Below are 25,688 nucleotides of genomic sequence, written 5' to 3'. Positions count from 1 at the left end.
GACCAAGACCGGACCGATTGCAAGGGATAGACTTGCAGCATGAAACTGCATATTTGCAGCCTATGGATTGGGACAAGCTGCAATATTTCCTGTCGGTCGCGCACCACGGCACACTGGCGCGCGCGGCGCAGGCCCTGCACGTCGACCCGACAACGGTCAGCCGGCGGGTGAGCAGCCTCGAGGCCGATCTGCAGCAAACCCTGTTCGAACGCGCGCCGGCCGGCTTCGTCCTGACCGCGGCGGGCCGGGCACTCGTCCCGCATGCCGAGACGATGGCGGCGGCGGCGGCGCGCATCCACGCCCGCGAGGGACCGTCGGACCTGTCGGGGCAGCTTCGCATCAGCGTGTCCGAAGGATTCGGCAGCAGCTTCATCGCGCCGCGCCTCACGGGTTTCGTCGCCGCGCATCCCGAGATCGAGATCGACCTCGTCGCTTCGTCGGGCTTCCTCAACCCCTCGCGGCGCGAGGCCGACATGGCGGTGCTGCTCGCGCGGCCGCGGAAAGGTCCGCTGCGCACCCGCAAGCTCGCCGACTACAGCCTTGGCCTCTATGCGCCCGCGGACCGGCCCGACTGGCAGGACGCGGTCGAGCGGGCGCCGCTGTCGCGCGCGGGCATGGCGGTGATCGGCTATATGCCCGACATCCTCTATGCCCCCGAACTCGACTATCTGGGCGAGATCGAACCGGGGCTTCGCGCGACCGTGCGATCCTCGTCGATCCTCGCGCAGCGCCGGATGATCGCGAGCGGCGCCGGGGTCGGCGTCCTTCCCTGCTTCCTGGCCGCCGAAGATCCCGCGCTGGTCCGCGTGCGCCCCGACCAGACGATCGGGCGCAGCTTCTGGCTGGCGCTCCACCGCGACGTCGCGCCGCAGCCGCGCATCCGCGCCTTCATCGACTGGCTCGACACCGAGGTGCAGAAGGAACGCGGGCTGCTGGTGCCGGGTCAGAGTCTGTCCTGATCCGGGCAAAAGTGTCGCAATTTGTCGCAAGCGCCCTATTCCGCTTGCCAGCGCGCGGCCGATGCGGTGAATAGGGGCGAATTTCCGCCGCTTCCTCCCCGCGGAACGACATGAGACACGAATGATGCCCAACCAGAGGCCGCTGCTCCTGATCGGAGCCCTGTGCGCCGCGATGCTGTCGCTGACCGCCTGTTCGGGCGACCCGTCGGGGCGCGAGCGCACCGCGCCGCAGGTCGGTTACGTCACTGTCGCCGCGTCGGCGGTTCCGATCGCCGCCGAGCTCGGCGGACGCACCGTCGCCTATGAAAGCAGCGAGGTACGACCGCAAGTCAACGGCCTGATCCGCAAGCGGCTGTTCACCGAAGGCAGCGTCGTGCGCGCGGGCCAGCCGCTGTTCCAGATCGACGCAAGCCTTTACGAGGCGGCCGCCCAGCAGGCCGAGGCGAATCTGGCGAGCGCCGAGGCGAGCGCGCAGGCGGCCGACGAGAAGGCGAAGCGGTTCGAACCGCTCGCCAGGATGCAGGCGATCGCCGAGCAGGATTATACCGACGCGCTCGCCGCGGCACGGGTCGCGCGGGCGGCGGTGGCGCAGAATCGCGCAGCGCTCGAAACCGCGCGGATCAACCTGCGCTATACGACGATCCGCGCGCCGATCGGCGGACGCATCGGCCGCTCGCTCGCGACGCCCGGCGCGCTCGTCAGCGCAAGCCAGGCCGCCCCGCTGGCGGTGATCCAGCGCGTCGATCCCATCTATGTCGACATGCAGCAGTCGAGCGCCGAGCTGACCGCGCTACGCCGCTCGCTGGCCAGTGGCGGCACCCGGCCGGGGAGTACGGCGGTGACGCTGCGGCTCGAGGACGGCAGCAACTATGCGGTGCCCGGGACGGTCGAATTTTCCGAGGCGACCGTCAACGAGGCGACCGGCACCGTCACGCTGCGCGCGCGCTTTCCCAATCCCGGCGGCCTGCTGTTGCCCGGCATGTTCGTGACCGCATTGTTCGAGCAGGCGGTCGAGCCCGATGCGATCCTGGTGCCGCAGCAGGCGGTGCAGCGCGACTTCGACGGCAGTGCCTTCGTCTATCTGGTCGGCAAGGACGACAAGGTCGCGCGACGCAAGGTCGTCACCACGCGCACCGCGGGAACGGACTGGGTCGTCTCGTCGGGGCTGGCGGCGGGCGACCGGGTGATCACGCAGGGGACCGGCAATCTGAAGACGGGCATGGCGGTCGAGCCGGTTCCGGCGAGCCGTCCGCAGACGATAGGGGCGGCGGGCGGCAGCCAAGCAAAGGACGAATAGCGCCCGATGTCCCGCATCTTCATCAACCGACCGATTTTCGCCTGGGTGCTGGCGATCATCGTCATGCTGGGCGGGCTGGGCGCGGTCTTTTCGCTGCCGATCGAGCAATATCCCGATATCGCCCCGGTCCAGGTCAACGTCCGCGCCAGCTATCCGGGCGCCTCGGCCGAAACGATCGAGAACAGCGTCACCCAGGTGCTCGAACAACAGCTCACCGGGATCGACGGCCTGCTCTATTTCAGTTCGCAATCGAGTTCGCGCGGGCAGGCGAGCATTCGCGCCATCTTCGCCAAGGGCACCGACCCCGACATCGCGCAGGTGCAGGTCCAGAATCAGATCCAGTCGGCGATCTCGCGCCTGCCCGAACAGGTGCAGAGCCGCGGGGTACGCGTCAGCAAGTCCAATTCGGACACGCTGCTGCTCGTCGCGGTGTTCGACACCACCGATTCGCGGTCGAACCAGGATGTGTCCGACTATCTGACCTCGAACATCCAGGACCCGCTGTCGCGCGTCGACGGCGTCGGCGACGTCAATGTGTTCGGCGCGCCGCACGCGATGCGCATCTGGCTCAATCCGCAGCGGCTGGCGGCGATGGCACTGATGCCCGGCGACGTGGTCAATGCGATCAACGCGCAGAACAGCGAAATCGCGGCGGGCGACGTCGGCGGTCTGCCGGCCCCGGAAGGGCAGATGCTCAACGCGACGGTGACCGCGCAGTCGAAGCTGCAGACGCCGGAGGAATTCGAGAATATCGTCCTCAAGACGCTGTCCGACGGATCGACGGTGCGGATCAAGGATGTCGCACGCGTCGAGCTGGGCGCCGAAAATTACACGAGCATCACCCGCGTCAACGGCCATCCGGGCGCTGGCATAGCCATCTCGCTGTCGCCGGGATCCGACGCGCTGAAGACCGCCGAGCTGGTCAAGGCGCGGATGGACGAGCTGGCCGCCGACATGCCCGAGGGGCTCGGCTATGCCTATGCCAATGATTCGACCAATTTCATCAAATTGTCGGTCAGCGAGGTGCAGAAGGCGCTGTTCGAGGCGATCCTGCTCGTCGTCGTCGTCATGTTCGTCTTTCTGCAGAGCTGGCGCGCGACGCTGATCCCCGCGATCGCAGTGCCGGTGGTGCTGCTCGGCACCTTCGCGGTCTTCTATATCGCCGGCTTCTCGATCAACACGCTGACGCTGTTCGGGCTGGTCCTCGCGATCGGGCTGCTCGTCGACGACGCGATCGTCGTGGTCGAGAATGTCGAGCGGCTGATGGCGGAAAATCCCGGCATGACCGCGCGCGAGGCGACGATCCAGTCGATGGAGGAATTGCAGGTCGCGCTGGTCGCGATCGGCCTCGTCCTGTCCGCGGTCTTCCTGCCGATGGCGTTTTTCGGCGGGTCGACCGGGGTCATCTATCGCCAATTCTCGATCACCATCGTCTCGGCGATGGCGCTGTCGGTGCTCGTCGCGCTGATCCTCAGCCCGGCGCTGACCTCGACGCTGCTCAAGCCCGGAGCACACGGAGCCACAGGCGACCGACCGCATCGTTTCCCGCGCCTGCGCGACGCGTTCGAGCGCGCCAAGGAAGGATTCAACACGCGCTTCGACCGCGCGAGCGCCAACTATGCCGGCAGCGTCGCCAAGGTCGTCGATCGCAAATGGCTGTTCCTGGCGATCTACGCGCTCGCCGTCGCGCTGCTGGTACTGCTCTTCTATCGCCTGCCGAGCGGCTTTCTGCCCAATGAGGACCAGGGACGGGTCGCGGTCCAGTTCCGCCTGCCCGCGGGCGCGACGCAGGAACGCACGCTCGAAGTGCGCGACGCGGTCGAACATTATCTGCTGACCGCCGAGAAGAACAATGTCCAGGCGCTGTTCCTGATCGCCGGCGGCGGCGGGGGCGGCGCGTCGGGGCAGAATACGGGGCAAGGCTATATCAACCTGGTCCATTGGGACGATCGCCCGGGCCCGGACAACAGCGCCGACGCCATCGCGCAGCGCGCGCGCAAGGCCCTGTCGGGGCTGCGCGACGCGCAGATCTATGCGCTCGTTCCCGGCGCGGTGCGCGGACTGGGCGACACGTCGGGCTTCACGGTGGAGTTGCAGAACCGCAGCGGCCTGTCGCGCGACGATTTCGCCGCGGCACGCGACCGGCTGCTCGACATGGCGAACGCCAATCCGAAGCTGACCTCGGTGCGGCTGAGCGACCTGCCCGACGTCGCGACGCTGAAGGTCGATATCGATACGCAGCGGCTGACCGCCTATGGCCTGTCGAACAGCGACGTGAACAACACGCTGTCGACCGCCTGGGGCGGCCGCTATGTCAACGACTTCATCGACAAGGGGCGCGTCAAGCGCGTCTATGTCCAGGGCGACGCGCAATATCGCGCGCGGCCCGAGGATCTGGGCCAATGGTATGTGCGCTCGTCGGACGGCGGCATGTCGCCCTTTTCGGCCTTTTCGCACGTCAGTTGGTCGACGACGCCCAGCAGTACCTCGCGCTTTCAGGGCGTGCCCGCCTTCGAGATTTCGGGCCAGGCGGCTGCCGGCGTGAGTTCGGGCGAGGCGATGGCCGAAGTGGAGCGGATGGCGGCCGAAATTCCGGGCACCAGCGTCGCCTGGTCGGGCGCCTCTTATCAGGAGCGGCTGTCGTCGGGGCAGGCGCCGCTGCTCTATGGCCTGTCGCTGCTCGTCGTCTTCCTCTGCCTCGCGGCGCTTTACGAAAGCTGGTCGATCCCGGTCGCGGTGCTGCTCGTCATCCCGCTGGGGCTCGTCGGCGCGGTGCTTGCGGTCACGCTGCGCGGACTGGAGAACGACGTCTATATGCAGATCGGCCTCTTAACGACGATGGGTCTGGCAGCGAAGAATGCGATTCTGATGATCGAATTCGCCGAGCAGCAGGAGCGGCAGGGCAAGCGCGTGATCGAGGCGGCGATCGCCGCGGCGAAGATCCGCCTGCGCCCGATCCTGATGACCAGCTTCGCCTTCATCTTCGGCGTGCTGCCGCTCGCCATCGCGACCGGCGCCGGAGCGAACAGCCGCGTCGCGATCGGCACCTCGGTCATCGGCGGGATGCTGACCGCGACCCTGCTCGCCATCTTCTTCATCCCGCTCTTCTTCGTTCTCGTACGGCGCGGAGTGCGCGATGGATTCGCGGCGCTGCGCGAACGCTTCGGCAAGCGCGACGACGCACAGGAGATGCCGGCATGACCCGCACCCGCCTGTTCCTGATCGCCGCGCCGCTGCTGCTCGCGGGTTGTTCGCTTGCGCCCAAGACGGTGCTGTCGGCGCCCCCGGTGTCCGAAAGCTGGCCGGTCGGCGACGCCTATCTGGCGCAGAGCGAGGCGGCGCTGCCCGCTCTCTCCTACGATCAGGTCTTCACCGACCCGCGCTTGCAGGCGCTGATCGAGCAGGCACTCGCGAACAACCGCGACCTGCGTACCGCTTTCGCCAATGTCGCCGCGGCGCGGGCGCAGGCTCGGGTGACGCGATCGGCGCAATTCCCGGCAATCGGCGCGACCGCGGGCGCGGGCTATGCGGATCGCGGCGACGGCGCGGGCAGCGGCGACTTCTCGCTGCAGGGCGGGGTCACCGGCTTCGAGCTCGACCTGTTCGGGCGCCTCGCCAACGCGACCGAGGCCGAACGCAATCGCGCGCTGGCGACCGAGGCGGCGGCGCGCACGGTGCGGCTTGCGCTGATCGCCGATCTCGCCGACGCCTGGGCCAATTATGGCGCCGACCGCGACCTGCTGGCGATCGCGCGCGACACCGCGGCCAATGCGCGCGAGAATGTGCGGCTCACCGAGGCGCGGCTCGACGGCGGCATCGCGCCGCGCACCGACCTGCGCCAGGCCGAACAGATTCTCGCGACCGCCGAGGATGCGATCGCGGCGCAGACGAGCGCGCTCGCGCAGGACGAGAATCTGATTCGCCTGCTCGTCGGCGGCGACGTCGACCGCGCGACGCTGCCCGCGAGTCTGGCCGAGGTCACGCCCGCAATCGTCGCGCTGCCCGCGGGGGTCAGTTCCCGGATCCTGCTCCGCCGTCCCGACGTGATCGAGGCCGAATATCGGCTGCGCGCCGCCAATGCCGACATCGGCGTCGCGCGGGCGCGGCTGTTCCCCACCATCTCGCTGACCGGACTGCTCGGTTTCGCGAGCGACGCGCTGTCGAGCCTGTTCGATGGCGGTTCGTTCCATTGGTCGGCGGGCGGCGATGCGAGCGCGTCGATCTTCGATTTCGGCGGCCGGCGCGCCGGGGTCGCCGTTACCGAAGCCCAGCGCGACGCAGCGCTTTCCAGCTATGAAGGCGCGATCCAGACCGCGTTCCGCGAGGTCGCCGACGCGCTCGCGGTGCAGGGCACGATAGCCGAGCGGGTGCGCGCGGCGGCGGCGAACAGCGAAGCCGCGGCCGACACCGCGGCGCTGACCGACGCGCGCTACAGGGGCGGGGTCGACAGTTTCCTGTCCAGCCTCGACGCGCAGCGCAGCCTCTATTCGGCACGGCGCAGCGAGATCGCGACCCGGCTCCTGCTCGCGCAGACCCGAATCGCGCTGTTCCGCGCGCTGGGGGGAGACAGCGCGGCGGGAGCAGAGGCTGCGCGTTAGAATATTGCACGCGAAGACGCGAAGGGATCGCGCTTGCCGCGAAGCAGCTTTCCCTGGGCGACGTAGTGCCAAATCCATCGGGTGCAGGAAAAGGAATCTTTCGGCCCAAGCCGACCTCTCTGCATCTTTGCGCGAAACAATTGGACGTCCAGTTTGAAAGGCGGAGCGTGGCCTTTCCGGCTTCGTCACCCCGGGCTTGATCCGGGGTCCCGCTTTCTCCGTGGCTGAGGGGACCCCGGATCAAGCCCGGGGTGACGAGGAGGGTATTGAACCTTCCAAATCCAGACTGCGTCACCGTCTCAAGACCGGCGGCTTGACAAGCGCCGGGACTCGCGCGCTAATAGAACATATAGAGAACATATCATGCGCGAGTCGTCTTCCCCTCTCGCCGGGCTGCGCCGTCGCGTTGCCCGGATCGCCGCTTCCGGTGGGCCGTCCGGCGCGCGCGCCGGGGGCTGGCTGGCGAGCGGGCATGCAGGGTTCGACGCCGCGCTCGGCGGCGGGCTCGCCGCGGGGCGGGTGCACGAGATGTTCGCCGCCGATCCGCTCGACGCTGCGAGCGCCGCCGCCTTTGCCGCGCTGCTCGCCTTGCGCGGCGGGGGCGCCGCGCCGCTGCTGTGGTTGCGGACCGCCGACGCGGCGCGGCGGGGCGGGTGTCTCCACGCGCCGGGCATCGCCGAACTGGGCGGCAACCCCGACCGGCTGCTGCTGATCGAGGCGGGCGATGCCAAAGCGCTGCTCGCCGCCGCCAACGACGCGGCGCGCTGCCCCGGATCGGCGGCGGTCGTCGTCGAAAGCTGGGGCCGGCTGCCCGCGCTCGACCTGACCGCGGGACGGCGGCTGGCGCTCGGCGCACGCGACGCCGGGGTGACGCTGCTGCTGCTGCGCCTCGCCGCCGAGCCGACGCCGAGCGTCGCCGAGACGCGCTGGCGCATCGCGGCGGCGCCCTCACGCGAATTGGAAGCGCAGGCGCCCGGCGCGCCCGCCTTCGACCTGGAATTACTGCGCTGGCGCGGCGGCCCTGCGGGCGCGCGCTGGCGGCTGGAGTGGAACCGTGACGATCAAGCCTTCCGCGACGCGGCGCTATCTGGCGCTGTTCTTCCCCTGGCTTCCCGCCGAACGCTGGAATCGCGCGGCGCCGAGGCCGCCTGAGGCGCCGCTCGTCTTTGCCGAGAAGCTGCGCGGCGCGTTGCGGCTCACGAGCGTCGATGCGCGCGCCGCGGCGCTCGGACTCGTCCCCGGCATGGCGCTCGCCGATGCGCGGGCGCAGGTGCTGGGCCTGCTCATCGTGCCGCACGACCCCGCGCTCGACCGCGACTGGCTCGACCGGCTCGCGCAGGGCTGCGCGCGCTATACCCCGCTCGTCGCGCTCGACCCGCCCGACGGGCTGATCCTCGACATCGCCGGCGCCGCGCATCCGTTCGGCAGCGAGACAGCGCTGGTCGCCGATGTCGAGGCGCGGCTCGAGCGGACGGGCATGACCGTACGCTCGGCGCTCGGTCCCACCGCCGACGCGGCGCGTGCGCTCGCACGCTATCCGGCGCCGCCCGCCCCCGACGAGGCGGCGGCGATCCGGCGGCTGCCGGTCGCGGCGCTCGAACTCGATGCCGAGGCGACTCGTGCGCTTGCCCGTGCGGGACTCAAGACGATCGGTGACCTGGCGAGCCGACCGATGGCGAGCCTCGCCGCGCGCTTCGGCGCCGACGCCGCCGACGCGCTGCGCCGCCTGCTCGGCGATGCGCCGAGCCCGCTCGACCCACGCATCGCTCCGCCCCCGGTCGCTGCCGAACGCCGTTTCGCCGAGCCAGTGACGAGCGCGCCGCACGCGATGACTATCCTCGCCGAACTGGCGGGCGAGGTGATCGCCGCGATGGCCGAACGCGGCAAGGGCGGACGGCAGTTTCGCGCGACCTTCTTTCGCAGCGACGGGCTGGCGCGGGCGATTGCGGTCGAGACCGGCGCCCCGACACGCGACGCCGAGTTGGTGATGCGTCTGTTCGCCGAGCGGATCGATGCCCTGCGCGATCCGATCGATCCCGGTTTCGGCTTCGACATGATCCGCCTGTCGGTGCCGCGGCTCGAAGCACTCGGCGCGAGCCAGTTGGCGCTGGAGGGCGGCGCGGTGCGCGAGGCGACGACGGACGCGCTCGCCGACCGACTCGCGACGCGGCTCGGACGCGGACGGGTGCGCCGATATCGCCCCGTCGACACGCATATTCCCGAACAGGCGCAACTCGAACTGCCCGCGGTCGACGCGCCGCCGCCGCAGCCCTGGCCCGCGCCTGCGCCCGGCGAGCCGCCGCTGCGTCCCTTCTGGCTCTTCGATCCGCCGCAGCCGATCGAGGTGATCGCCGAGGTCCCCGACGGCCCGCCGCAGCGCTTCCGCTGGCGCCGGGCGCTTCATGCGGTGTGCCGCTACGAAGGGCCCGAGCGCATCGCCGCCGAATGGTGGCGCCGCCGCGACAACAAGGGGCTGACGCGCGACTATTACCGCGTCGAGGATGTCCAGGGCCGCCGCTACTGGCTGTTTCGCCATGGGCTCTACGATGAAAAGCCCGATCCGCGCTGGTATATCCACGGGCTGTTCGCATGAGCGAGATCCCCGCCCCGCCCCCCGCCTTCGCCGAGCTGGTCGCCGCGACCAACTACAGCTTCCTGCGCGGCGCCTCACACCCCGCCGAGATGGTCGCGGAGGCAATGGCGCTCGGCCTCGGCGGCATCGGCATCGCCGACCGCAACAGCGTCGCGGGGGTGGTGCGGGCTTGGGCTTTCCTCAAGGAACTGGAGGCGAAAGGGGAGGATTCGCCCCACTTCCGGTTCGTCGTCGGCGCGCGGCTCGTCTTCGCCGACGGGACGCCCGATATCGTCGCCTATCCGGTCAGCCGGCATGGCTGGGGACGGCTGACACGGCTGCTGTCGGTCGGCAATCGGCGCGCGCAGAAGGGCGACTGCATCCTGCACCTCGACGACCTGCTTGGGCATTGTGGCGATCTCCTGCTGATCGCGATGGACGGCGACGCGGCGCTGCTTCGCACGCTCAAGCGGGCGCGGCCGAAGTCGGTGTGGCTGGCGGCAACGATGCCGCGGACCGGAAGCGACGCGCGGCGACTAGCCGAATGCCGGCGCCTGTCGGCGGCGGTGGGCGTCCCACTGCTCGCGACCAACGACGCGCTCTATGCCACCGCCGCGCAGCGTCCGCTGCACGACATCATCACCTGCATCCGCGAAGGGATGACGGTCCAGAAGGCGGGCCGATTGCTGCGCGCCAATGGCGAACGGCATCTGAAGGCGCCCGGAGAGATGGCGCGACTGTTCGGCGGCTGTCCCGAGGCGGTCGGCGAAAGCGCGAAGCTGCTCGCGCGCATCCGCTTCCGCCTCGACGATCTGCGCTACGAATATCCGCACGAACCGGTGCCGCCGGGCTGGAAACCGTTCGCCTATCTTCACCATCTGGTGAAGACGGCGGCGGAGGCGCGTTATAAAACGCCGCTGCCGCCCAAGGTTCGCAAGCTGATGGGGAACGAGCTGCGGCTGATCCGGCGCCGGAGCTATGCCTACTATTTCCTGACCGTTTACGATCTCGTTCGTTTCGCCAAAACACAGGATCCTCCCATACTCTGCCAGGGACGCGGGTCGGCGGCCAATTCGATCGTCTGCTTCCTGCTCGGCGTCACCTCGGTCGATCCGATGCAGCACGAGCTGCTTTTCTCGCGCTTCATGTCGGCCGAGCGCGACGAGCCGCCCGACATCGACGTCGATTTCGAGCATGAGCGGCGCGAGGAGGTGATCCAGCACATCTACGACCGCTATGGGCGCGAGCGCGCCGGGATCGCGGCGACCGTCATTCACTACCGCCCGCGCAGCACGATTCGCGAGGTCGGCAAGGCGCTCGGTTTCAGCGAGGATGTGACCGCGCGGCTTGCCGATACGAGCTGGGGAAGCTGGGGCGAGGAGGTGCCGACCCGGCGCCTCGTTGAGGCCGGGCTCGATCCGCACAATGGCGAGATCGAGCGGCTGCACCGCTTCGTCGGCGAACTGCTGCAGGCGCCGCGCCACCTCTCGCAGCATGTCGGCGGCTTCGTGCTGACCGAAGGGCGGCTCGACGAGCTGGTGCCGATCCACAATGCCGCGATGGAGGACCGCACCTTCATCGAATGGGACAAAGACGACATCGACGCGCTCGGGCTGATGAAGGTCGATGTGCTCGCGCTCGGTATGCTGACCTGCATCCGCAAATGCTTCGACCTGATGCGCGAGCATGGGCTGGGCGACCGGACGCTGGAGGTCGATATCGAGTGCGATGACAAAGCTGTATACAAGATGCTGGAAAGGGGCGACAGCATCGGCGTGTTCCAGGTCGAAAGCCGGGCGCAGATCAACATGCTGCCGAGGCTGAAACCCCAAGTATTTTACGATCTGGTCGTGCAGGTCGCGATCGTGCGACCCGGCCCGATCGAAGGCGACATGGTCCACCCCTATTTGCGGCGGCGGAACAAGGAGGAGCCGGTCGAATTTCCTCGGCCCGCGCCACCGCATCCCACCGACGAGTTGCACGACGTGCTGGGCAAGACCTTCGGCGTCCCGCTGTTCCAGGAACAGGCGATGAAGCTTGCGATGGTCGCAGCCGATTTCACGCCCGAAGAAGCGAACGGCCTGCGCCGGGCGATGGCGACCTTCCGCAATGTCGGAACCATCGACAATTTCCGCGAGAAGATGATCGGCGGCATGGTGCGGCGCGGCTATGAACAGGAGTTCGCCGAACGCTGCTTCAAGCAGATCGAAGGATTCGGCAGCTACGGCTTTCCCGAAAGCCATGCCCAGTCCTTCGCCCGGCTCGTCTATGTCTCCTCATGGATCAAGCATTATCACCCCGCCGTCTTCGTCTGCGGCATCCTCAATTCGCAGCCGATGGGCTTCTATGCCCCCGCGCAGCTCGTCCGCGATGCGCGCGAGCATGGGGTCGAGGTGCGCGCGGCCGACGTCAACGCCAGCCATTGGGACAACAGTCTCGAACGCACCGACGACGGCGCCCTCGCGCTGCGGCTGGGATTCCGGCAGGTTGACGGGTTTCGAGCGGAATGGGCGGACGCGATCGTCGCGGCGCGCACCAGCCCCTTCGCCAGCATTGAGGAGTTGGCGCGCCGCGCCGCGCTGCCCGCCCGCGCGCTGCGGCTGATCGCCGAGGCCGATGCCTGCCGGTCGATGGGGGCCGAGCGGCGCCCGGCGCTGTGGGAGGCGCGGCGGGTGCGACAGGGGGTGCTACCGCTATTCGGCGCCGCTGGCGCGGACGAGCTGGGTGCGGAGGCGGATGCGAAGCTGCCGCCGACGCCGCTCGCCGAGCAGGTGCTGACCGATTACCAGACGACGCGCCTGTCGCTGAAAGGGCATCCGATGGCGTTTCTGCGCCGCGCCTTCGCGGCGGAAGGCGTGCTGAGCGCCACCCAGGTCGCGGCGGCGAAGAATGGCGCGATCGTCCGCACCGCCGGGGTGGTGCTGATCCGCCAGCGGCCCGGCAAGGGCAATGCGATCTTCATCACGATCGAGGACGAGGGCGGGATCGTCAACGCGCTGCTCTGGGCGCGGCATTTCGAGCGCCAGCGCCGCGCGGTCATGGCGTCGCGGCTGATGCTGATCGAGGGCGAGGTGCAGCGCAGCAAGGAGGGCGTCGTCCATCTGATGGCGAGCCGCGTCGTCGATCGCACCGCGATGCTCGACGCGCTGGGGGACGAGGCCGCGCCGCGCGGCCCCATGCCGCGCCATGGCCACCCGCGCGATGTCCGCATCCTGCCAAAATCGCGCGATTTTCATTGAGGCGTTCCTTTATCCGGCTGCCACCGAAATGCGCAGAACCCTGCCCCCAAAGAGAAGATGCCCCGGCCGTGGGGGGCCGGGGCATCGATGTCGGGCTGTCAAAGGGACCAACCAGATAAGCCCGATGATGTACGCCTTAGCGGAGCAGGTTCATCACGCCCTGCTGGCTCTGGTTCGCCTGGGCGAGCATCGCGGTCGACGCCTGCGACAGGATGCCGGCGGCGGCGAGCTTCGTCGATTCGGCCGAGAAGTCGGCGTCCTCGATGCGCGACTTGGCGTCGGCGAGGTTGGTGACGGTCGACGTCAGATTGTCGACGGTCGCCTCGAGGCGGTTCTGCTGCGCACCCAGATTGGCGCGCTCGGTCGCAACCGTCTGAATCGCCGTATCGAGCGTCGTCAGCGCCGCCGACGCGCCGGCCGCGGTCGAAAGGCTGATCGGATCGGTGCCGTCGTGGACGCCAAGCGCCTCGGCGGTCAGCGCCTTGATCGAAATATCGACCGTCTCGCCGTCGTTGAGGCCCGTCTGGATCGAAACGATGGTGCCGACGTCGGTGCCCGCGCCGGTGCCGTCGAGATCGGTCGTGCCGTTGAGCAGGTCGGTGCCGTTGAAGGTGGTGCGGCTGGCGATATCGTCGATCTGCGACACCAGCGCGGTGACCTCGGTCTGGATCGCGGCGCGATCATCGGTGCCCAGCGTGCCGTTCGACGCCTGCACCGCGAGTTCGCGCATGCGGACGAGGATGTTCGAGATATTGCCCATCGCGCCTTCCGCCGTCTGCGCCAGCGAAATGCCGTCGTTGGCGTTGCGAACCGCCTGATTGAGGCCGCGGACATTGGCGTCCATGCGGGTCGCGATCGCAAGCCCCGCCGCGTCGTCCTTCGCGCTGTTGATCCGCTTGCCGCTCGACAGGCGTTCCATCGCCTGCGACTGCATGCGGTTCGCAACACGCGAATTATTCTGGGCGCGGAGCGCGCTCACATTCGTGTTGATGACAGTCATGGTCTTCCTTTCCGGCCCCCCAAGGGCCATTCCCGTAGCGTGAGGGCTCGGTGAGCTTCACAAATCCAGTAACGGCAGACGGCGGCACGGATTAAGCGGCCCGCGTCAAAAAAACGGCGCCACCGAAATGCGCAGAACCCTGCCCCCCAAAAGAAGATGCCCCGGCCGTGGGGGCCGGGGCATCGATGTCGGGCTGTCAAAGGGACCAACCAGATAAGCCCGATAATGTACGCCTTAGCGGAGCAGGTTCATCACGCCCTGCTGGCTCTGGTTCGCCTGGGCAAGCATCGCGGTCGACGCCTGCGACAGGATGCCGGCGGCGGCGAGCTTCGTCGATTCGGCCGAGAAGTCGGCGTCCTCGATGCGCGACTTGGCGTCGGCGAGGTTGGTGACGGTCGACGTCAGATTGTCGACGGTCGCCTCGAGACGGTTCTGCTGCGCACCCAGATTGGCGCGCTCGGTCGCAACCGTCTGAATCGCGTCGTCGAGAATCTTGAGAGCTCCCGACGGATCGGTCGCGAGATCAATGTCCGAGACGGCGGAGCCCGAGACCAACGCGCCGGTCGTGTCGTCTACCTCGCCGATCGCGGTGGCGGCCAGAGACTTGATCGATATATCGACCGTCTGGCCGGAATCGAGACCCGTCTGGATCGAGATCGTCACCGGATCGGCCGGCGTCGTGGCATCACCCTTGAGCAGGTCGGTGCCGTTGAAGGTCGTGCGGCTGGTGATATCGCCGATCTGCGCCACCAGCGCATCCACCTCGACCTGGATCGCGGCCTTGTCTTCGGCGCCATTGGTGCCGTTGGCGGCCTGCACCGCGAGTTCGCGCATGCGGACGAGGATGTTCGAGATATTGCCCATCGCGCCTTCCGCCGTCTGCGCCAGCGAAATGCCGTCGTTGGCGTTGCGAACCGCCTGATTGAGGCCGCGGACATTGGCGTCCATGCGGGTCGCGATCGCAAGCCCCGCCGCGTCGTCCTTCGCGCTGTTGATCCGCTTGCCGCTCGACAGGCGTTCCATCGCCTGCGACTGCATGCGGTTCGCAACACGCGAATTATTCTGGGCGCGGAGCGCGCTCACATTCGTGTTGATGACAGTCATGGTCTTCCTTTCCGGCCCCCCAAGGGCCATTCCCGTAGCGTGAGGGCTCGGTGAGCGGTCACGAAGGCGAGTAACGGCACGGCGCGGACGGACTTAAGCGCGCGGCGTCAAAAATTTGCCGACGCGTGCGCTTTGCCACCCATATATTCACGCATCCAATTGAAATCCTGTCATTAAAAATTCTGGCACGCGCCTTGCATTCTTCTTTTGGCGCGTGGCGACCCGCCGCGCCCAGGACGGATGAGACAGATGAGCACCATCGACCAGAGCCGGCTGCTGCAGATGCGCAGTTCGATCCTCGATCAGAACCAGGCGCTGCAGCGCGCCGCGGGCCGCGCCGCGACCGGCGGGGTCGAAGGCGGCGGCGCCACGCCCGATTTCGGATCGGCGATCTCGGCCGCCTTGCAGCAGGTCAACGGCCAGCAGGCGAAGGCGAGCGAGCTCAGCGAGGCCTATGAGCGCGGCGACACCCACGACATCGTCAGCGTGATGATCGAACGGCAGAAGGCCTCACTCGGTTTCGAGACCACGCTGCAGGTCCGCAACAAGCTGCTCTCCGCCTATCGCGACATCATGAACATGCCGGTGTAACCCATGGCCGATACCCAGATCCTCGCCCCCGTCGACAATAGCCCGGCGCGGCTGCCCGTCCCCGCCTTTGCCGAGCGTTTCGCGCCCTTCACCCAATTCGTCCGCCAACCCGCGGTCCAGCGTGCACTGCCCGCCATCGCGACGACGACCGCGATCGGCATCGCCGCGCTCGCCTGGTTCATGACCCAGTCGGCGCCGCAGACGCAGCTCTTCGCCGGGCTCGCCGACGCCGACAAGGCGGCGGTCGCCGACGCGCTCCAGTCACAGGGGATCGGCCACACGATCGACCCCGTCACCGGCGCGCTGACCGTCGACGCCGACAAGCTGTATCAGGCGCGCATCGCGCTCGCCGGCCAGGGGTTGCCCAAGGCGCAGCCGAGCGGCGACAGCCTGATCGCCTCGCTGCCGATGGGCGCAAGCCGCGCGATCGAGGGCGAGACGCTGCGCGCCGCGCGCGAGGCCGACCTGTCGCGCACGATCGAGGCGATCGACGCGGTCAGGAGCGCGCGCATCCACATCGCCGCCGCCGAGCCGAGCCTGTTCGTCCGCGATGACAAGCCGGCGACCGCGTCGGTCATGCTGACGCTGCAGAACGGCCGCAGCCTGTCCGACGGGCAGGTGCAGGCGATCCGCTTCCTCGTCGCCTCGTCGGTGCCGGGGATGAGCGCCGACCATGTGTCGGTGATCGACCAGCGCGGCGCGCTGTTGTCCGATTCGGCGACGAGCGGCGACATGCAGGCCTTCCAGCTTCAGACCCAGATGGAGGACCGCTTCCGCCGCGCGCTCGACACGCTGCTCGGCCCGATGCTCGGCGCCGGAAATTATACGGTCGAGGTCCACGCCGACGTCGACATGTCCGAAAGCCAGGCGACACGCGAAAGCTTTCCCGAGAACGACCGCGCGCTGACCAGCGAACGCATCACCAAGTCGGTCAGCGGCACGACGCCGCCCGCGGTCGGCATCCCCGGCGCGCTGTCGAACCAGCCGCCGCCGGCGACGACTCTGTCGCAGACGGCGCCCGACGCCCGCACGCCCGGCGCCCCCGGCACCGAGAGCAACGAACAGGCGGCGCGCGCCTATGAGGTCGGACGCGAGATTTCGGTCACACACCAGCCGCAGGGTCAGCTTCGTCGCGTGTCGGTCGCGGTCGCGCTCAATCAGGGATCGAAGGCGCTGATCCAGGCCGACATCGCCAAGATCGAGAATCTGGTGAAGGGCGCGATCGGCTTCAACGCCGCGCGCGGCGACATGGTCGCGATCGGCCAGCGCCCCTTCGTCAAGGTCGAGGATGCCGAGCCGGCCTTCTGGGACCAGGGCTGGTTCCTGCCGCTGGTCAAGCAGGTCGGCGCGATCCTCGCCGCGCTGCTCGCCTTCCTGTTCGTCGGCCGCCCGCTGATCAAGGCCGCGAAGGCGCGCGCCGCGGTGCGCGCCGAGCGCGACGCCGCGGTCGAGGAGAGCCTGCTCGCCGCGACCGGCGCGCCCCCGGCGATCGGCGAACGCCGCGCCGGGCGCGAGATCACGCTGGAGATGATCGAGTCCGCGCCGAGCTATGAGGCGCGCGCCAATCTGGTCCGCGCCTTCGTCCGCCAGGATTCGCAGCGCGCCGCGCTCGTCGTGCGCCAGTTGATGCAGGAGGGCGCCCGTGCCTGACGCTCTCGACCCCGCCCCTACGCGCCCCGCGATCGACGGGTCGTCGGCCGCCGCCATCCTGCTGATGCTGCTCGACGAAGAGGAAGCGGCGACGATCCTTAAGCACCTCGGCCCCGACGAGGTAAAGGGGCTGGCCAAGGCGATGTACGACACCGCCAATGCGACCGAGGGCCAGATCGAACAGGCGCTCGACAGCTTCGTCGCGCGCAGCCGGTCGGTCAGCGCGCTCGCGATCGGCGCCGACACGCGCATCCGCACCGTGATCCACCAGGCGGTCGGCAATGTCCGCGCCGACAATATCCTGGCCAATGTCGCGCCCCGGCAAAGCGCCGCCTCGCTCGAGATGCTGCGCTGGATGGATGTCGACGCGATCAGCGCGCTGCTCGCGAGCGAGCATCCGCAGGTCGGCGCGCTGATCCTGTCGGTGCTGGTTCCCGACGTCGCCGCCCGCGCCATCGAAACGCTCGACGAGCTGCTCCAGGCTGATCTGGTGCTGCGCGCGGCGCAACTCACCGCAGTGCCTGCCGCGGCAATCGAGGATCTGGAAGCGGTGCTCGCCGCCGCCAATGTCGGCGGCCAGCGCGTCGCCAAGCAGCCGATAGGCGGCCCGACCGACGTCGCGAAGATCATGAAGGTCATGCCGCGCCACCTGTCCGAACGGACGATCCGCGCGCTCAAGAAACACGACCGCCAGCTCGCCCAGACGATCGAGGAAGAGATGTTCATCTTCGACAATCTGCGCGACCTCGACATGCGCAGCCTCGGCACGGTGCTGCGCTCGGTCGACGCGGCGCAGCTCGCGCTCGCGCTCAAGGGCGCCGACGAGGCGATGACCGACCTGTGCCTGTCGACCATGTCGCAACGCGCCGGCGAGACGATCCGCGACGAGATGGACGAGATGACGATGGTCAAGCGCAGCGACGTCGAGGACGCGCAGAAGGCGATCATGCAGGTCGTCCGCCAGATGGCGGCGAACGGCGATATCGTGATCGCGGGCGGGGCCGACGACTATGTCTGACCGCGGCGCCGAAACCGGATTCGCGCCGATCGCGCTGACCGCCGCCATGGCGGGACGCGGCGGTTTCCAGCCACGCAGCTTCGCCGCGCCTGCGCCCGAGACGGTGGTCGAGGCCGAACCCGCGCTGCCCGAGGCCGAGCCCGCCGAAGACCCGTTCGCGCGCGGCTTGGCCGAAGGACAGCGGCTCGCCGAAGCCGCCTTCGTCGCCGAGCGCCACCGCCTGCTCGCGTTGATCGCCGCCACCGAAGCCCTGCAGGACGAGCCGAGCGAAGAGCTGGCCGAGCTGATCGCCGAGACGGTCGAGCGGCTGGTCCGCCAGATCGTTGCCACGGCGCCGATCGACGCCGCCTGGCTGATGGAGCAGGCCGAGACCGCCGCGACGATGGTCGCCGAATGCGACAAGGCGCGCACGCTGTGGGTTCATCCCGACGACGCCGCGCTGCTGGTCGATTGCCCGCTGGCGCTGCCGGTCGAGGCCGACTCCGCGGTGGCGCGCGGCACGGTGCGCATCGAAACCTCCGCCGGCTGGATCGAGCATGGCCGCTCGGTCTATCTCGACGAGCTGCGCGCCGCGCTGGGCAGCAACGGGGGCGCGGCATGACCCGCCGCCTCGCCATGACCGCGCAGCAATTGCTCGGCCCCATCGACCTTGCGCAGGCCAGTCCGCGCCGCATCGGCACGCTGGTCGCGCACGAGGGGATCATGCTCGAGGTATCGGGCTTTCCGCAGCCGCTCGGCAGCAACGTCCGCATCAAGACGGCGGCCGGCGATTATGTGAACGGCGAGGTCGTCGGCTTTCGCGGTCACCGCAGCCTGGTTCTGCCCTTCGACACCAATCTGCCGCTCGCCACCGGCGCGCCGGTCGAGCCGCACGGCGCGAGCAGCATGGTCGCGTGCGGCAAGGCGCTGCTCGGCCGCATCATCGACGCCCAGGGCAATCCGCTCGACGGACGGCCGCCGGTCAAGTCGCCGTTCCAGTGGCCGCTCGCCGGGCGCAAGGTCAATCCGCTGCGCCGCGGCCGCGTGACGAAGCCGCTCAACATGGGCGTGCGCGCGATCAACGGCCTGCTGACCGTCGGCGAAGGCCAGCGCGTCGCGATCGTCGCCGGGTCGGGCGTCGGCAAGTCGGTATTGATGGGCCAGATGATCGCCGGCACCGAATGCGATGTGATCGTCGTCGGGCTGATCGGCGAGCGTAGCCGCGAGGTCAGCGACTTCGTCGAGACCAAGCTGCCCCCCGCGGTGCGCAAGAAATCGGTCGTCGTCGCGGTGCCGGCCGACCATCCGCCGCTCCTGCGCCTGCGCGCCGCGATGCGCGCGACCGCGATTGCCGAGGCATTCCGCCAGGAAGGCAAGAAGGTGCTGCTCCTGATCGACAGCCTGACCCGCGTCGCCCATGCGCAGCGCGAGATCGGGCTGACGCTGGGCGAGCCGCCGACGATGAAGGGTTATCCGCCCTCGGTCTTTGCGCTGATCCCGTCGCTGTGCGAGCGCGCCGGCATCGACCGCCAGACCGGCGGATCGGTCACCGCGCTCTATACCGTGCTCGCCGACGGCGGCGACATCGAGGACCCGGTCGTCGATTCGGCGCGCGCCATCGTCGACGGGCATATCATCCTGTCGCGCACTTTGGCTGAACAGGGCGTCTATCCGGCGATTGATGTTGCGCGGTCCCTGTCGCGCACGATGGTCGATTCGGTCGATCCCGACCATGCCGCCGCCGCAGCGCGATTCCGCCAGCTCTGGTCCGCCTATGAAGAGAATCGCGACCTGATGCTGATGGGCGCCTACGTCGCCGGAAGCGACCCTATTCTCGACGAAGCCATCCGCCGCCACCCCGACCAGCTTGCCTTCGTCAAGCAGCCTGCCGGCGCGCAGGTCGATTTCCAAAGCTCTCGCCAGTCACTCATCGAAGGATATTCCGCATGACCACCCGCACCGCACGCCGCAAACGCATCATCCGCGTGCGCTCCGTCGAACATCAGATGGCGGAGGCCAATCTGGCGCGTGCCAATGGCGAACTGGCGAACCTCGTCGAGCTGGCGAAGCGGCTCGAGACGCTGCGCGTCGACCTGGCGATGGCGAAGGGCGCCGTCGCCGGCCGCGCGCTCAATACCATCGGCGAGCTCGCGATGCGGCTCGACATGGCCAAGGAGAATCTGACCGCGCCGCTCGACCGCGCCAGCGCCCACCGCGACCAGATGGGCGTCCTCGCCCAGCGCGCGATGGTGAAGGAGGAGTCGGCGGTGCGCCTCTACGAACGCAGCCGCAAGGCCGCCGAGCAGGACATGGAGCGCCGCGACGACGCCAACCGCCCACACCGCGCGCGCGGCGGCATGCGGCTGCGCCTGATCGATGGAGGCCTGTCGTGATGGCGAGCCTGCCCCGAACCGCGGCGCAGGGCGGGGTCACCTCGATCCTGGCCGCGCTCGGCAACGCGCCCACCGCGGACGCCGGTACCGGTGGACCCGCCGCGGGCGGCTTCGCGCAGTTGCTCTCGGCTTTGCCCCGGGCGAGCGACGCCGGGCAAGGCAACGCCGCGATCCTGCCGCTGCCGGTCGACGCCGACCCCATCGACCTGTCGGTCGCCGAAGCGGTCGAGGCCAACCCGGCGGCGGTGACGATCGAACACCCGACCGCGACCGCCGATACCAAGGATGCCGCCGCGATCGCCACGCTGCTGATCCGCGCCTCTGCCGGCGAGGTCGACGCATCCGCAGACGCTGCCGAGGCCGCGCCGGGCCCCGCGCACCTGCCGGGCGACGCCGTGAAAGACGAAGAGCCGGGCGACGCGCCGGCGCCGGCCGTCGATGGCGATGCCGTCGCCGACCCGGCCGTGCCGGTCGCGCAGCCGGTCGCGGCGATGCCCACGACGACCAGGGCTGGCCGTACCGACAAGCCGACCGACACGCCGCGCTCCGCCGAGATCGCCACGATCGCGCAGCCGGCGACGAAAGCGCAAGACAATGCGGCTGCACCCGCCCCGCTGCCGGGCAGCGATGCCAAGGCCGCCAAGCCCGCCGAAACCGGCGGCGCGTCGATGACGGTGATCTTCGGCCAGTCGGCGGCGCAGGCCGCCGCAACCGTTGCCGATGCCGCGAAGGCCGCGCCGGTCGCCGAGCGGGTGCTTGACACGAGCAGCGACGATGCGTGGATCGCACAGCTTGCCGCCGATATCGCCGCGACCCGCTCGCAGGACGGCGACCTCAGCTTTCGTCTGATGCCGCGCCACCTCGGCCGGCTCGACGTCGCGATGACGCGCGGCGACGAGGGCGTGTCGGTGCGGCTCGACACCCAGCATGAGGCGACCGCGACGATCGTCCACGCGGCGCAGGGCAAGCTGGTCGAGGATCTGCGCCAGCAGGGCGTGCGCGTCGCCGGGGCCGAAGTGACCTGCACCCCGAACGAGACCGGGCGCCAGTCGCAGGGTCAGGGCCGCGCCCCGGCGCCGTCCGCCGCCCACCTTATCGAAACCGGGGACGCGCGCCCCGCATCGCCCGGTGAAGCCGGCGCCGCCGATCGCCGCGGCCGCTTCGCCTGATCAGAAAGGGTCGAACCATGAGCAAGGATAAAGCCGAAGCCCCCACCGGGAAGGGCGGGAAGATGAAGAAGCTGCTGCTGATCGCCGTCGGCGCGGCGGTGCTGATCGGCGCCGGGGCCGGCGCCGGCATCTATATGGGCGGCGGGCTCGCCGCCGAAGCGCCGCGGCCCGAGGATCGCTTCCCCAAGCTGGTCCTGCGCAGCAAGAGCGGCGACGAAGCGCCCGCCGCCGGGAACAGTCACGAGGCGCCGCCGCCGAAGGTCGGCACCGTGTCGGTGCCCAACGACCGCTTCAAGGTCGATCCGGGCAAATATGAAATCACCTATGTGCCGATCGAGCAGGCCTTCACCACCAATCTGGCCGACGGATCGGGTTTCCTGCAGGTCGGGATCAGCCTGTCGACCTATTATGACGGCCGCATGGTCGCCAATGTTCAGCGCCAGATGACGCCGATTCGTTCGGCGATGCTGATGGTGCTCGCCGAACAGGACCCGGCGCTGATCTCGACCTCGCACGGCAAGCAGGCGCTGCAGCGGCAGCTCACCGCTGCGGTCAACCAGGTGCTGCGCGACAAGGAAGGCTTCGGCGGCGTCGACAATGTCTATTTCACCAGCATGGTCATCCAGTAATGGCGCGCGCGAAGAAAGATACGGCGGCCGAGGATGACGCGAAGGCGTCGCTGCTGCTGCGCAAGGCCGAGGACGGCTATGCCTTTCCGGCGCTCGACAGCGTCGCCAACCAGTTCGCGCGCTCGCTGCGCGACCTGATCCGCGCGCTCGGCGCGCCGACGGTGCAGGTCGAGCGCAGCGCCGCGGAGCGGGTCCGCTTCGCCGACTGGTGCCGCGACGCCGCGCCGGCGATCTTCTGGCGCTATCACGCCCCGCCGCTCAAGGGGCCGCTGCTGCTCGCCGCCGCGCGGCCGCTGCTGCTCCAGCTCGTCGACATCTTCTATGGCGGCAAGGGCGCGCTCGCGGGCGAACGCGAGGAGCTGACCGATGCCGAGGATCGCTTCGCGGCGCGGCTCGGCCGCGACATCGGCCAGCAGCTCGCTGCGGCGTGGAGCGAAACGCTGGCGATCGAGCCGCAGCTCGACTGCGTGACCTGCGACCCCACGAAGCTGCAGGCGGTGCGCGCCGAGGACGAACTGCTCGTCCAGCGCTTCACGCTGCGCGGCGGGGCGCTCGACGGGAAGACGGTGCTTTGCGCCTATCCGCTCGCCGCGCTGCGTGGAATCGGCGGCGGCGAGCCCACCCCCGCGGCGGCCGAGGCGCCCGCCGGCGACCCGATATGGGCCGCGACGCTGTCGAGCGCGCTGCGCGGCGTGCGCCTGCCCGTGCGCTCGGTGCTGGCACGGCCCGAGATCAGCCTGCCGAAACTTCTCGCTTTGGAGGTCGGCGATATCATTCCGTTAACCATACCGCGTCATGTTCCGATAACCGTCGCCGGCCGCAATTTCGCGACCGGCAGCATCGGCGAGGCCAACGGCAACGCGGCCATCCTGATCGACTGTATTGAAAGAGGATCCGACGATGAGTGACATCAGCGACGCCCCGAAGGCGGCCCGCGATCGCCGCGACAGCAAAAATATCGCCGTGGCGCCGAATTTCGACCTGCTCGCCGGCGTATCGCTGCGCGTCTCGGTCGAGGTCGGGTCGACGTCGATGACGCTCGCCGACCTGCTCGCACTTGGCGAAGGCAGCGTGGTCGAGCTCGACCGCGCCGCCGGCGAACTGCTCGACATCTATGCCAACGGCACGCTGATCGCGCGGGGCGAGATCGTCCATATCGAGGGCCGTTACGGCATCCAGGTCGCCGAAGTCGTCGCGCCCGACCGCGCGCTCACCGGCTTCGAGCGGAGGGGCTGATGTTCGAATATATCCTGCGCTTGGCTGTTCTGTTGCCGATCGTCGGCGGCATGGCGTGGGGCAGCCTGTGGCTATGGAAGCGCGTCCAGATGGGCGTACCGCTGACCGGCGGACAGAAGCAGGGGCGCCCGATCGAAATGGTCGGGGTGCTGCCGCTCGGTCCCGGCTCGAAGCTCGCGGTGGTCGAATTCGCGGGGCAGCAGATCCTGCTTTCGGTGTCACGCAACGGCGTGACCCGGCTCGCCGACAATAGCCAGGGCGATTTTCATGTCGACTAGCTTGGAATCGGCGTCCTTTTCCAGACCCGTTCGTGCTGGGCCTGTCGAAGCACCGTTCTTCTTGGCGACGCCAAAGGAAAGAGCAGCCCCCTTCGACTGCCTTGCAGGCGCTCAGGACAGGCTTCGACAAGCTCAGGGCGAACGGAAAATATTCCGCGCTCGCTGGCTGAAGGCCGCCGCGATCGCGGGTGGCCTTGCGCTGCTCGCCGCGGCGCCCGCCGCGCATGCGCAGGCCGCCGACGGCCTCGCGCGCGCGGTGAACGAGATCGGCGGCGACGGCCGCCCGCTGTCGCTGTCGTTGCAGATCCTGGTGCTGATGAGCCTGCTGACGGTGCTGCCGTCGCTGCTGCTGATGATGACCAGCTTTACCCGCATCATCATCGTGCTGTCGATCCTGCGCCACGCGCTGGGGCTGCAGCAGACGCCGCCGAACCAGGTGCTCGTGGGCCTCAGCCTCTTCCTGTCGCTGTTCGTGATGCAGCCGGTGATCAGCGAAGTGAACCGCGTCGCGGTCACCCCCTATAGCCAGGAGCAGATCGACATCGGCGAGGCGGTGGTGCGGTCGGGCACGTCGGTGCACGGCTTCATGATGGCGCAGACGCGCAAGACCGACCTGATGATGTTCGCGAAGATCGCGAAGGCGCCCGATTATGCGAGCCCGAAGGACGTTCCCTTTTCCATCCTGCTGCCCGCCTTCGTCACCAGCGAGCTCAAGACCGCGTTCCAGATCGGCTTCCTGATCTTTCTGCCCTTCCTCGTCATCGACCTGATCGTCGCGTCCGCGCTGATGTCGCTCGGCATGATGATGCTGTCGCCGACGGTGATCTCGATGCCCTTCAAGTTGCTGCTGTTCGTCCTCGTCGACGGCTGGGCACTGACGATGGGCTCGCTCGCTTCCTCCTTCGGAACCTAGCGCGGTGGAGGCCGACTATTTCATCGGGGTAGCGCAGCAGGCGCTGTGGATTCTCGCCCTCGGCTCGGCGCCGATCCTGATTCCGGTGCTCGTCGTCGGCGTGCTGCTCGGCATGGTGCAGGCGGCGACCTCGATCAACGAACAGACGCTGAGCTTCGTGCCCAAGCTGATCGTCACCGCGATCTGCCTTGCCATCTTCGGCGGCAGCATCCTGGTGCTGCTCACCGATTTCACCCGCGACCTCTATGCGCAGATTCCGGCGCTGGTGCGATAGACGGGCGATGAATCCCGCCGACATCCCCAATGTGGAGGCGATGCTCCAGCTCTGGATGCTGGCGATGATCCGCCCCGGCGCGGCCTTCCTCGCCGCCCCGGTGTTCGGCGCCGCCAATGTGCCGGTCCAGCTTCGCCTCGTCATCGCGCTCGCGGTCGGGGTGCCCGCGGTCGCGGCGTCGGGGATGGCGCTGCCCGCCGACGGGCTGGTTTCGTGGCCGGGCTTCATCCTGATCCTGGGCGAGGTCGTCGTCGGGCTGGCGATCGGCTTCGTGCTCCAGATGGGACTCGCCGCGGCGCTGCTCGCGGGCGAAGCGATCAGCAACGCGATGGGCCTCGGCTTCGCGTCGATGATCGACCCGCTGAGCGGCACCGCAAGCTCGGCGATCGGCCAGTTCCTCTCGATGCTCGCGACCGCGCTGTTTCTTGCCGCCGACGGCCATCTGGTACTGATCGACATTCTGGTCGACAGCTATAGCGCGCTGCCGCCGGGGGGCGCCTTTCCATCCTTCGCCGCGATCGGCGGCATCCTGCGGTTCGGCAGCCTGATGTTCGCCGCCGGGCTGACCATCGCACTGCCGGTCGGCTTCGTGCTGATCCTCGTCCAGATGATCATGGGCGTGATCGGGCGGTCGGCCCCGGCTATGAACCTGTTCGCGGTCGGTCTGCCCGCGACGCTGCTCGCCGGCGTCGTGCTGCTCGGCATGGCGACCCCGGTGATGGCCGAGACGCTCGCCCGTTTCCTGTCCGACGCGCTCGACATGGCGCGCCTGATCGCGGCGGGCTGAAT

General features: G+C 68.9%; 23 protein-coding genes. 21 read left to right on the top strand and 2 right to left on the bottom strand.

Annotation, left to right across the window (positions count from 1 at the left end):
- Positions 1–62: 62 nt before the first annotated feature.
- The 7 genes from FHR21_RS01320 (at position 63) to FHR21_RS01290 (ending at position 12,665) form a co-directional block, all read left to right on the top strand.
- Positions 63–959, top strand: coding sequence for a LysR family transcriptional regulator (locus tag FHR21_RS01320; RefSeq protein ID WP_184094521.1), 897 nt, complete (start codon positions 63–65; stop codon positions 957–959).
- Between the two features lie 124 nt (positions 960–1,083).
- Positions 1,084–2,256: an efflux RND transporter periplasmic adaptor subunit gene (locus tag FHR21_RS01315; protein ID WP_184094519.1), complete on the top strand. Its 1,173-nt coding sequence runs from the start codon at positions 1,084–1,086 to the stop codon at positions 2,254–2,256.
- A gap of 6 nt (positions 2,257–2,262) precedes the next feature.
- A complete protein-coding gene (locus FHR21_RS01310) occupies positions 2,263–5,457 on the top strand; it encodes an efflux RND transporter permease subunit (protein WP_184094517.1) in 3,195 nt (1,064 codons plus the stop codon).
- Positions 5,454–6,854, top strand: coding sequence for an efflux transporter outer membrane subunit (locus FHR21_RS01305; protein ID WP_184094515.1), 1,401 nt, complete (start codon positions 5,454–5,456; stop codon positions 6,852–6,854). The genes FHR21_RS01310 and FHR21_RS01305 overlap by 4 nt, the downstream gene beginning before the upstream one ends.
- 363 nt (positions 6,855–7,217) lie before the next feature.
- Positions 7,218–8,006, top strand: coding sequence for a hypothetical protein (locus tag FHR21_RS01300; protein ID WP_246426992.1), 789 nt, complete (start codon positions 7,218–7,220; stop codon positions 8,004–8,006).
- Complete coding sequence (locus FHR21_RS01295) at positions 7,909–9,447, top strand: Y-family DNA polymerase (protein ID WP_338113010.1); 1,539 nt, start codon at positions 7,909–7,911, stop codon at positions 9,445–9,447. Before FHR21_RS01300 ends, FHR21_RS01295 begins: the two co-directional genes overlap by 98 nt.
- Positions 9,444–12,665 (top strand): error-prone DNA polymerase, encoded by a 3,222-nt coding sequence (locus FHR21_RS01290; RefSeq protein ID WP_184094513.1) that lies wholly within the window; start codon positions 9,444–9,446, stop codon positions 12,663–12,665. Before FHR21_RS01295 ends, FHR21_RS01290 begins: the two co-directional genes overlap by 4 nt.
- A gap of 136 nt (positions 12,666–12,801) precedes the next feature.
- On the opposite strand, the gene FHR21_RS01285 is transcribed toward FHR21_RS01290, so the two are convergent.
- Positions 12,802–13,665, bottom strand: a complete 864-nt coding sequence (locus tag FHR21_RS01285; RefSeq protein ID WP_184094511.1) for a flagellin N-terminal helical domain-containing protein — start codon at positions 13,663–13,665, stop codon at positions 12,802–12,804.
- Positions 13,666–13,899: 234 nt separating this feature from the next.
- Positions 13,900–14,769, bottom strand: a complete 870-nt coding sequence (locus FHR21_RS01280; RefSeq protein ID WP_184094509.1) for a flagellin N-terminal helical domain-containing protein — start codon at positions 14,767–14,769, stop codon at positions 13,900–13,902.
- A gap of 249 nt (positions 14,770–15,018) precedes the next feature.
- On the opposite strand from FHR21_RS01280, the gene fliE reads away from it, so the two are divergent.
- The 14 genes from fliE (at position 15,019) to fliR (ending at position 25,686) form a co-directional block, all read left to right on the top strand.
- Positions 15,019–15,360 (top strand): flagellar hook-basal body complex protein FliE, encoded by a 342-nt coding sequence (fliE, locus tag FHR21_RS01275; protein ID WP_184094507.1) that lies wholly within the window; start codon positions 15,019–15,021, stop codon positions 15,358–15,360.
- Between the two features lie 3 nt (positions 15,361–15,363).
- On the top strand, positions 15,364–17,010 hold the full coding sequence (gene fliF / locus FHR21_RS01270) for a flagellar basal-body MS-ring/collar protein FliF (protein ID WP_184094505.1): 1,647 nt from the start codon (positions 15,364–15,366) through the stop codon (positions 17,008–17,010).
- On the top strand, positions 17,003–18,028 hold the full coding sequence (gene fliG, locus FHR21_RS01265; RefSeq protein ID WP_184094503.1) for a flagellar motor switch protein FliG: 1,026 nt from the start codon (positions 17,003–17,005) through the stop codon (positions 18,026–18,028). Before fliF ends, fliG begins: the two co-directional genes overlap by 8 nt.
- Entirely contained in the window at positions 18,021–18,629 is a 609-nt protein-coding gene (locus FHR21_RS01260) for a FliH/SctL family protein (RefSeq protein ID WP_184094501.1), read from the top strand. The genes fliG and FHR21_RS01260 overlap by 8 nt, the downstream gene beginning before the upstream one ends.
- Positions 18,626–19,957: a FliI/YscN family ATPase gene (locus tag FHR21_RS01255; RefSeq protein WP_184094499.1), complete on the top strand. Its 1,332-nt coding sequence runs from the start codon at positions 18,626–18,628 to the stop codon at positions 19,955–19,957. Before FHR21_RS01260 ends, FHR21_RS01255 begins: the two co-directional genes overlap by 4 nt.
- Entirely contained in the window at positions 19,954–20,400 is a 447-nt protein-coding gene (locus FHR21_RS01250) for a hypothetical protein (RefSeq protein ID WP_184094497.1), read from the top strand. The genes FHR21_RS01255 and FHR21_RS01250 overlap by 4 nt, the downstream gene beginning before the upstream one ends.
- Positions 20,400–21,569: a flagellar hook-length control protein FliK gene (locus tag FHR21_RS01245; protein ID WP_184094495.1), complete on the top strand. Its 1,170-nt coding sequence runs from the start codon at positions 20,400–20,402 to the stop codon at positions 21,567–21,569. The genes FHR21_RS01250 and FHR21_RS01245 overlap by 1 nt, the downstream gene beginning before the upstream one ends.
- 17 nt (positions 21,570–21,586) lie before the next feature.
- On the top strand, positions 21,587–22,198 hold the full coding sequence (locus FHR21_RS01240; RefSeq protein WP_184094493.1) for a flagellar basal body-associated FliL family protein: 612 nt from the start codon (positions 21,587–21,589) through the stop codon (positions 22,196–22,198).
- On the top strand, positions 22,198–23,106 hold the full coding sequence (locus FHR21_RS01235) for a FliM/FliN family flagellar motor switch protein (protein ID WP_184094491.1): 909 nt from the start codon (positions 22,198–22,200) through the stop codon (positions 23,104–23,106). Before FHR21_RS01240 ends, FHR21_RS01235 begins: the two co-directional genes overlap by 1 nt.
- Complete coding sequence (fliN, locus tag FHR21_RS01230) at positions 23,099–23,434, top strand: flagellar motor switch protein FliN (protein WP_184094489.1); 336 nt, start codon at positions 23,099–23,101, stop codon at positions 23,432–23,434. The genes FHR21_RS01235 and fliN overlap by 8 nt, the downstream gene beginning before the upstream one ends.
- Entirely contained in the window at positions 23,434–23,712 is a 279-nt protein-coding gene (locus tag FHR21_RS01225) for a FliO/MopB family protein (RefSeq protein ID WP_184094487.1), read from the top strand. Before fliN ends, FHR21_RS01225 begins: the two co-directional genes overlap by 1 nt.
- A gap of 148 nt (positions 23,713–23,860) precedes the next feature.
- Positions 23,861–24,625 (top strand): flagellar type III secretion system pore protein FliP, encoded by a 765-nt coding sequence (gene fliP / locus FHR21_RS01220; protein WP_420825266.1) that lies wholly within the window; start codon positions 23,861–23,863, stop codon positions 24,623–24,625.
- A gap of 4 nt (positions 24,626–24,629) precedes the next feature.
- Positions 24,630–24,899, top strand: coding sequence for a flagellar biosynthetic protein FliQ (locus tag FHR21_RS01215; protein ID WP_184094485.1), 270 nt, complete (start codon positions 24,630–24,632; stop codon positions 24,897–24,899).
- A gap of 7 nt (positions 24,900–24,906) precedes the next feature.
- Positions 24,907–25,686, top strand: coding sequence for a flagellar biosynthetic protein FliR (gene fliR / locus FHR21_RS01210; RefSeq protein WP_184094483.1), 780 nt, complete (start codon positions 24,907–24,909; stop codon positions 25,684–25,686).
- Positions 25,687–25,688: the final 2 nt, after the last annotated feature.

Origin of the sequence: Sphingopyxis panaciterrulae (assembly GCF_014199295.1) — a bacterium.
In the GTDB taxonomy this organism is placed as follows: domain Bacteria; phylum Pseudomonadota; class Alphaproteobacteria; order Sphingomonadales; family Sphingomonadaceae; genus Sphingopyxis; species Sphingopyxis panaciterrulae.
This window is presented reverse-complemented; position numbering and strand designations above follow the sequence as displayed.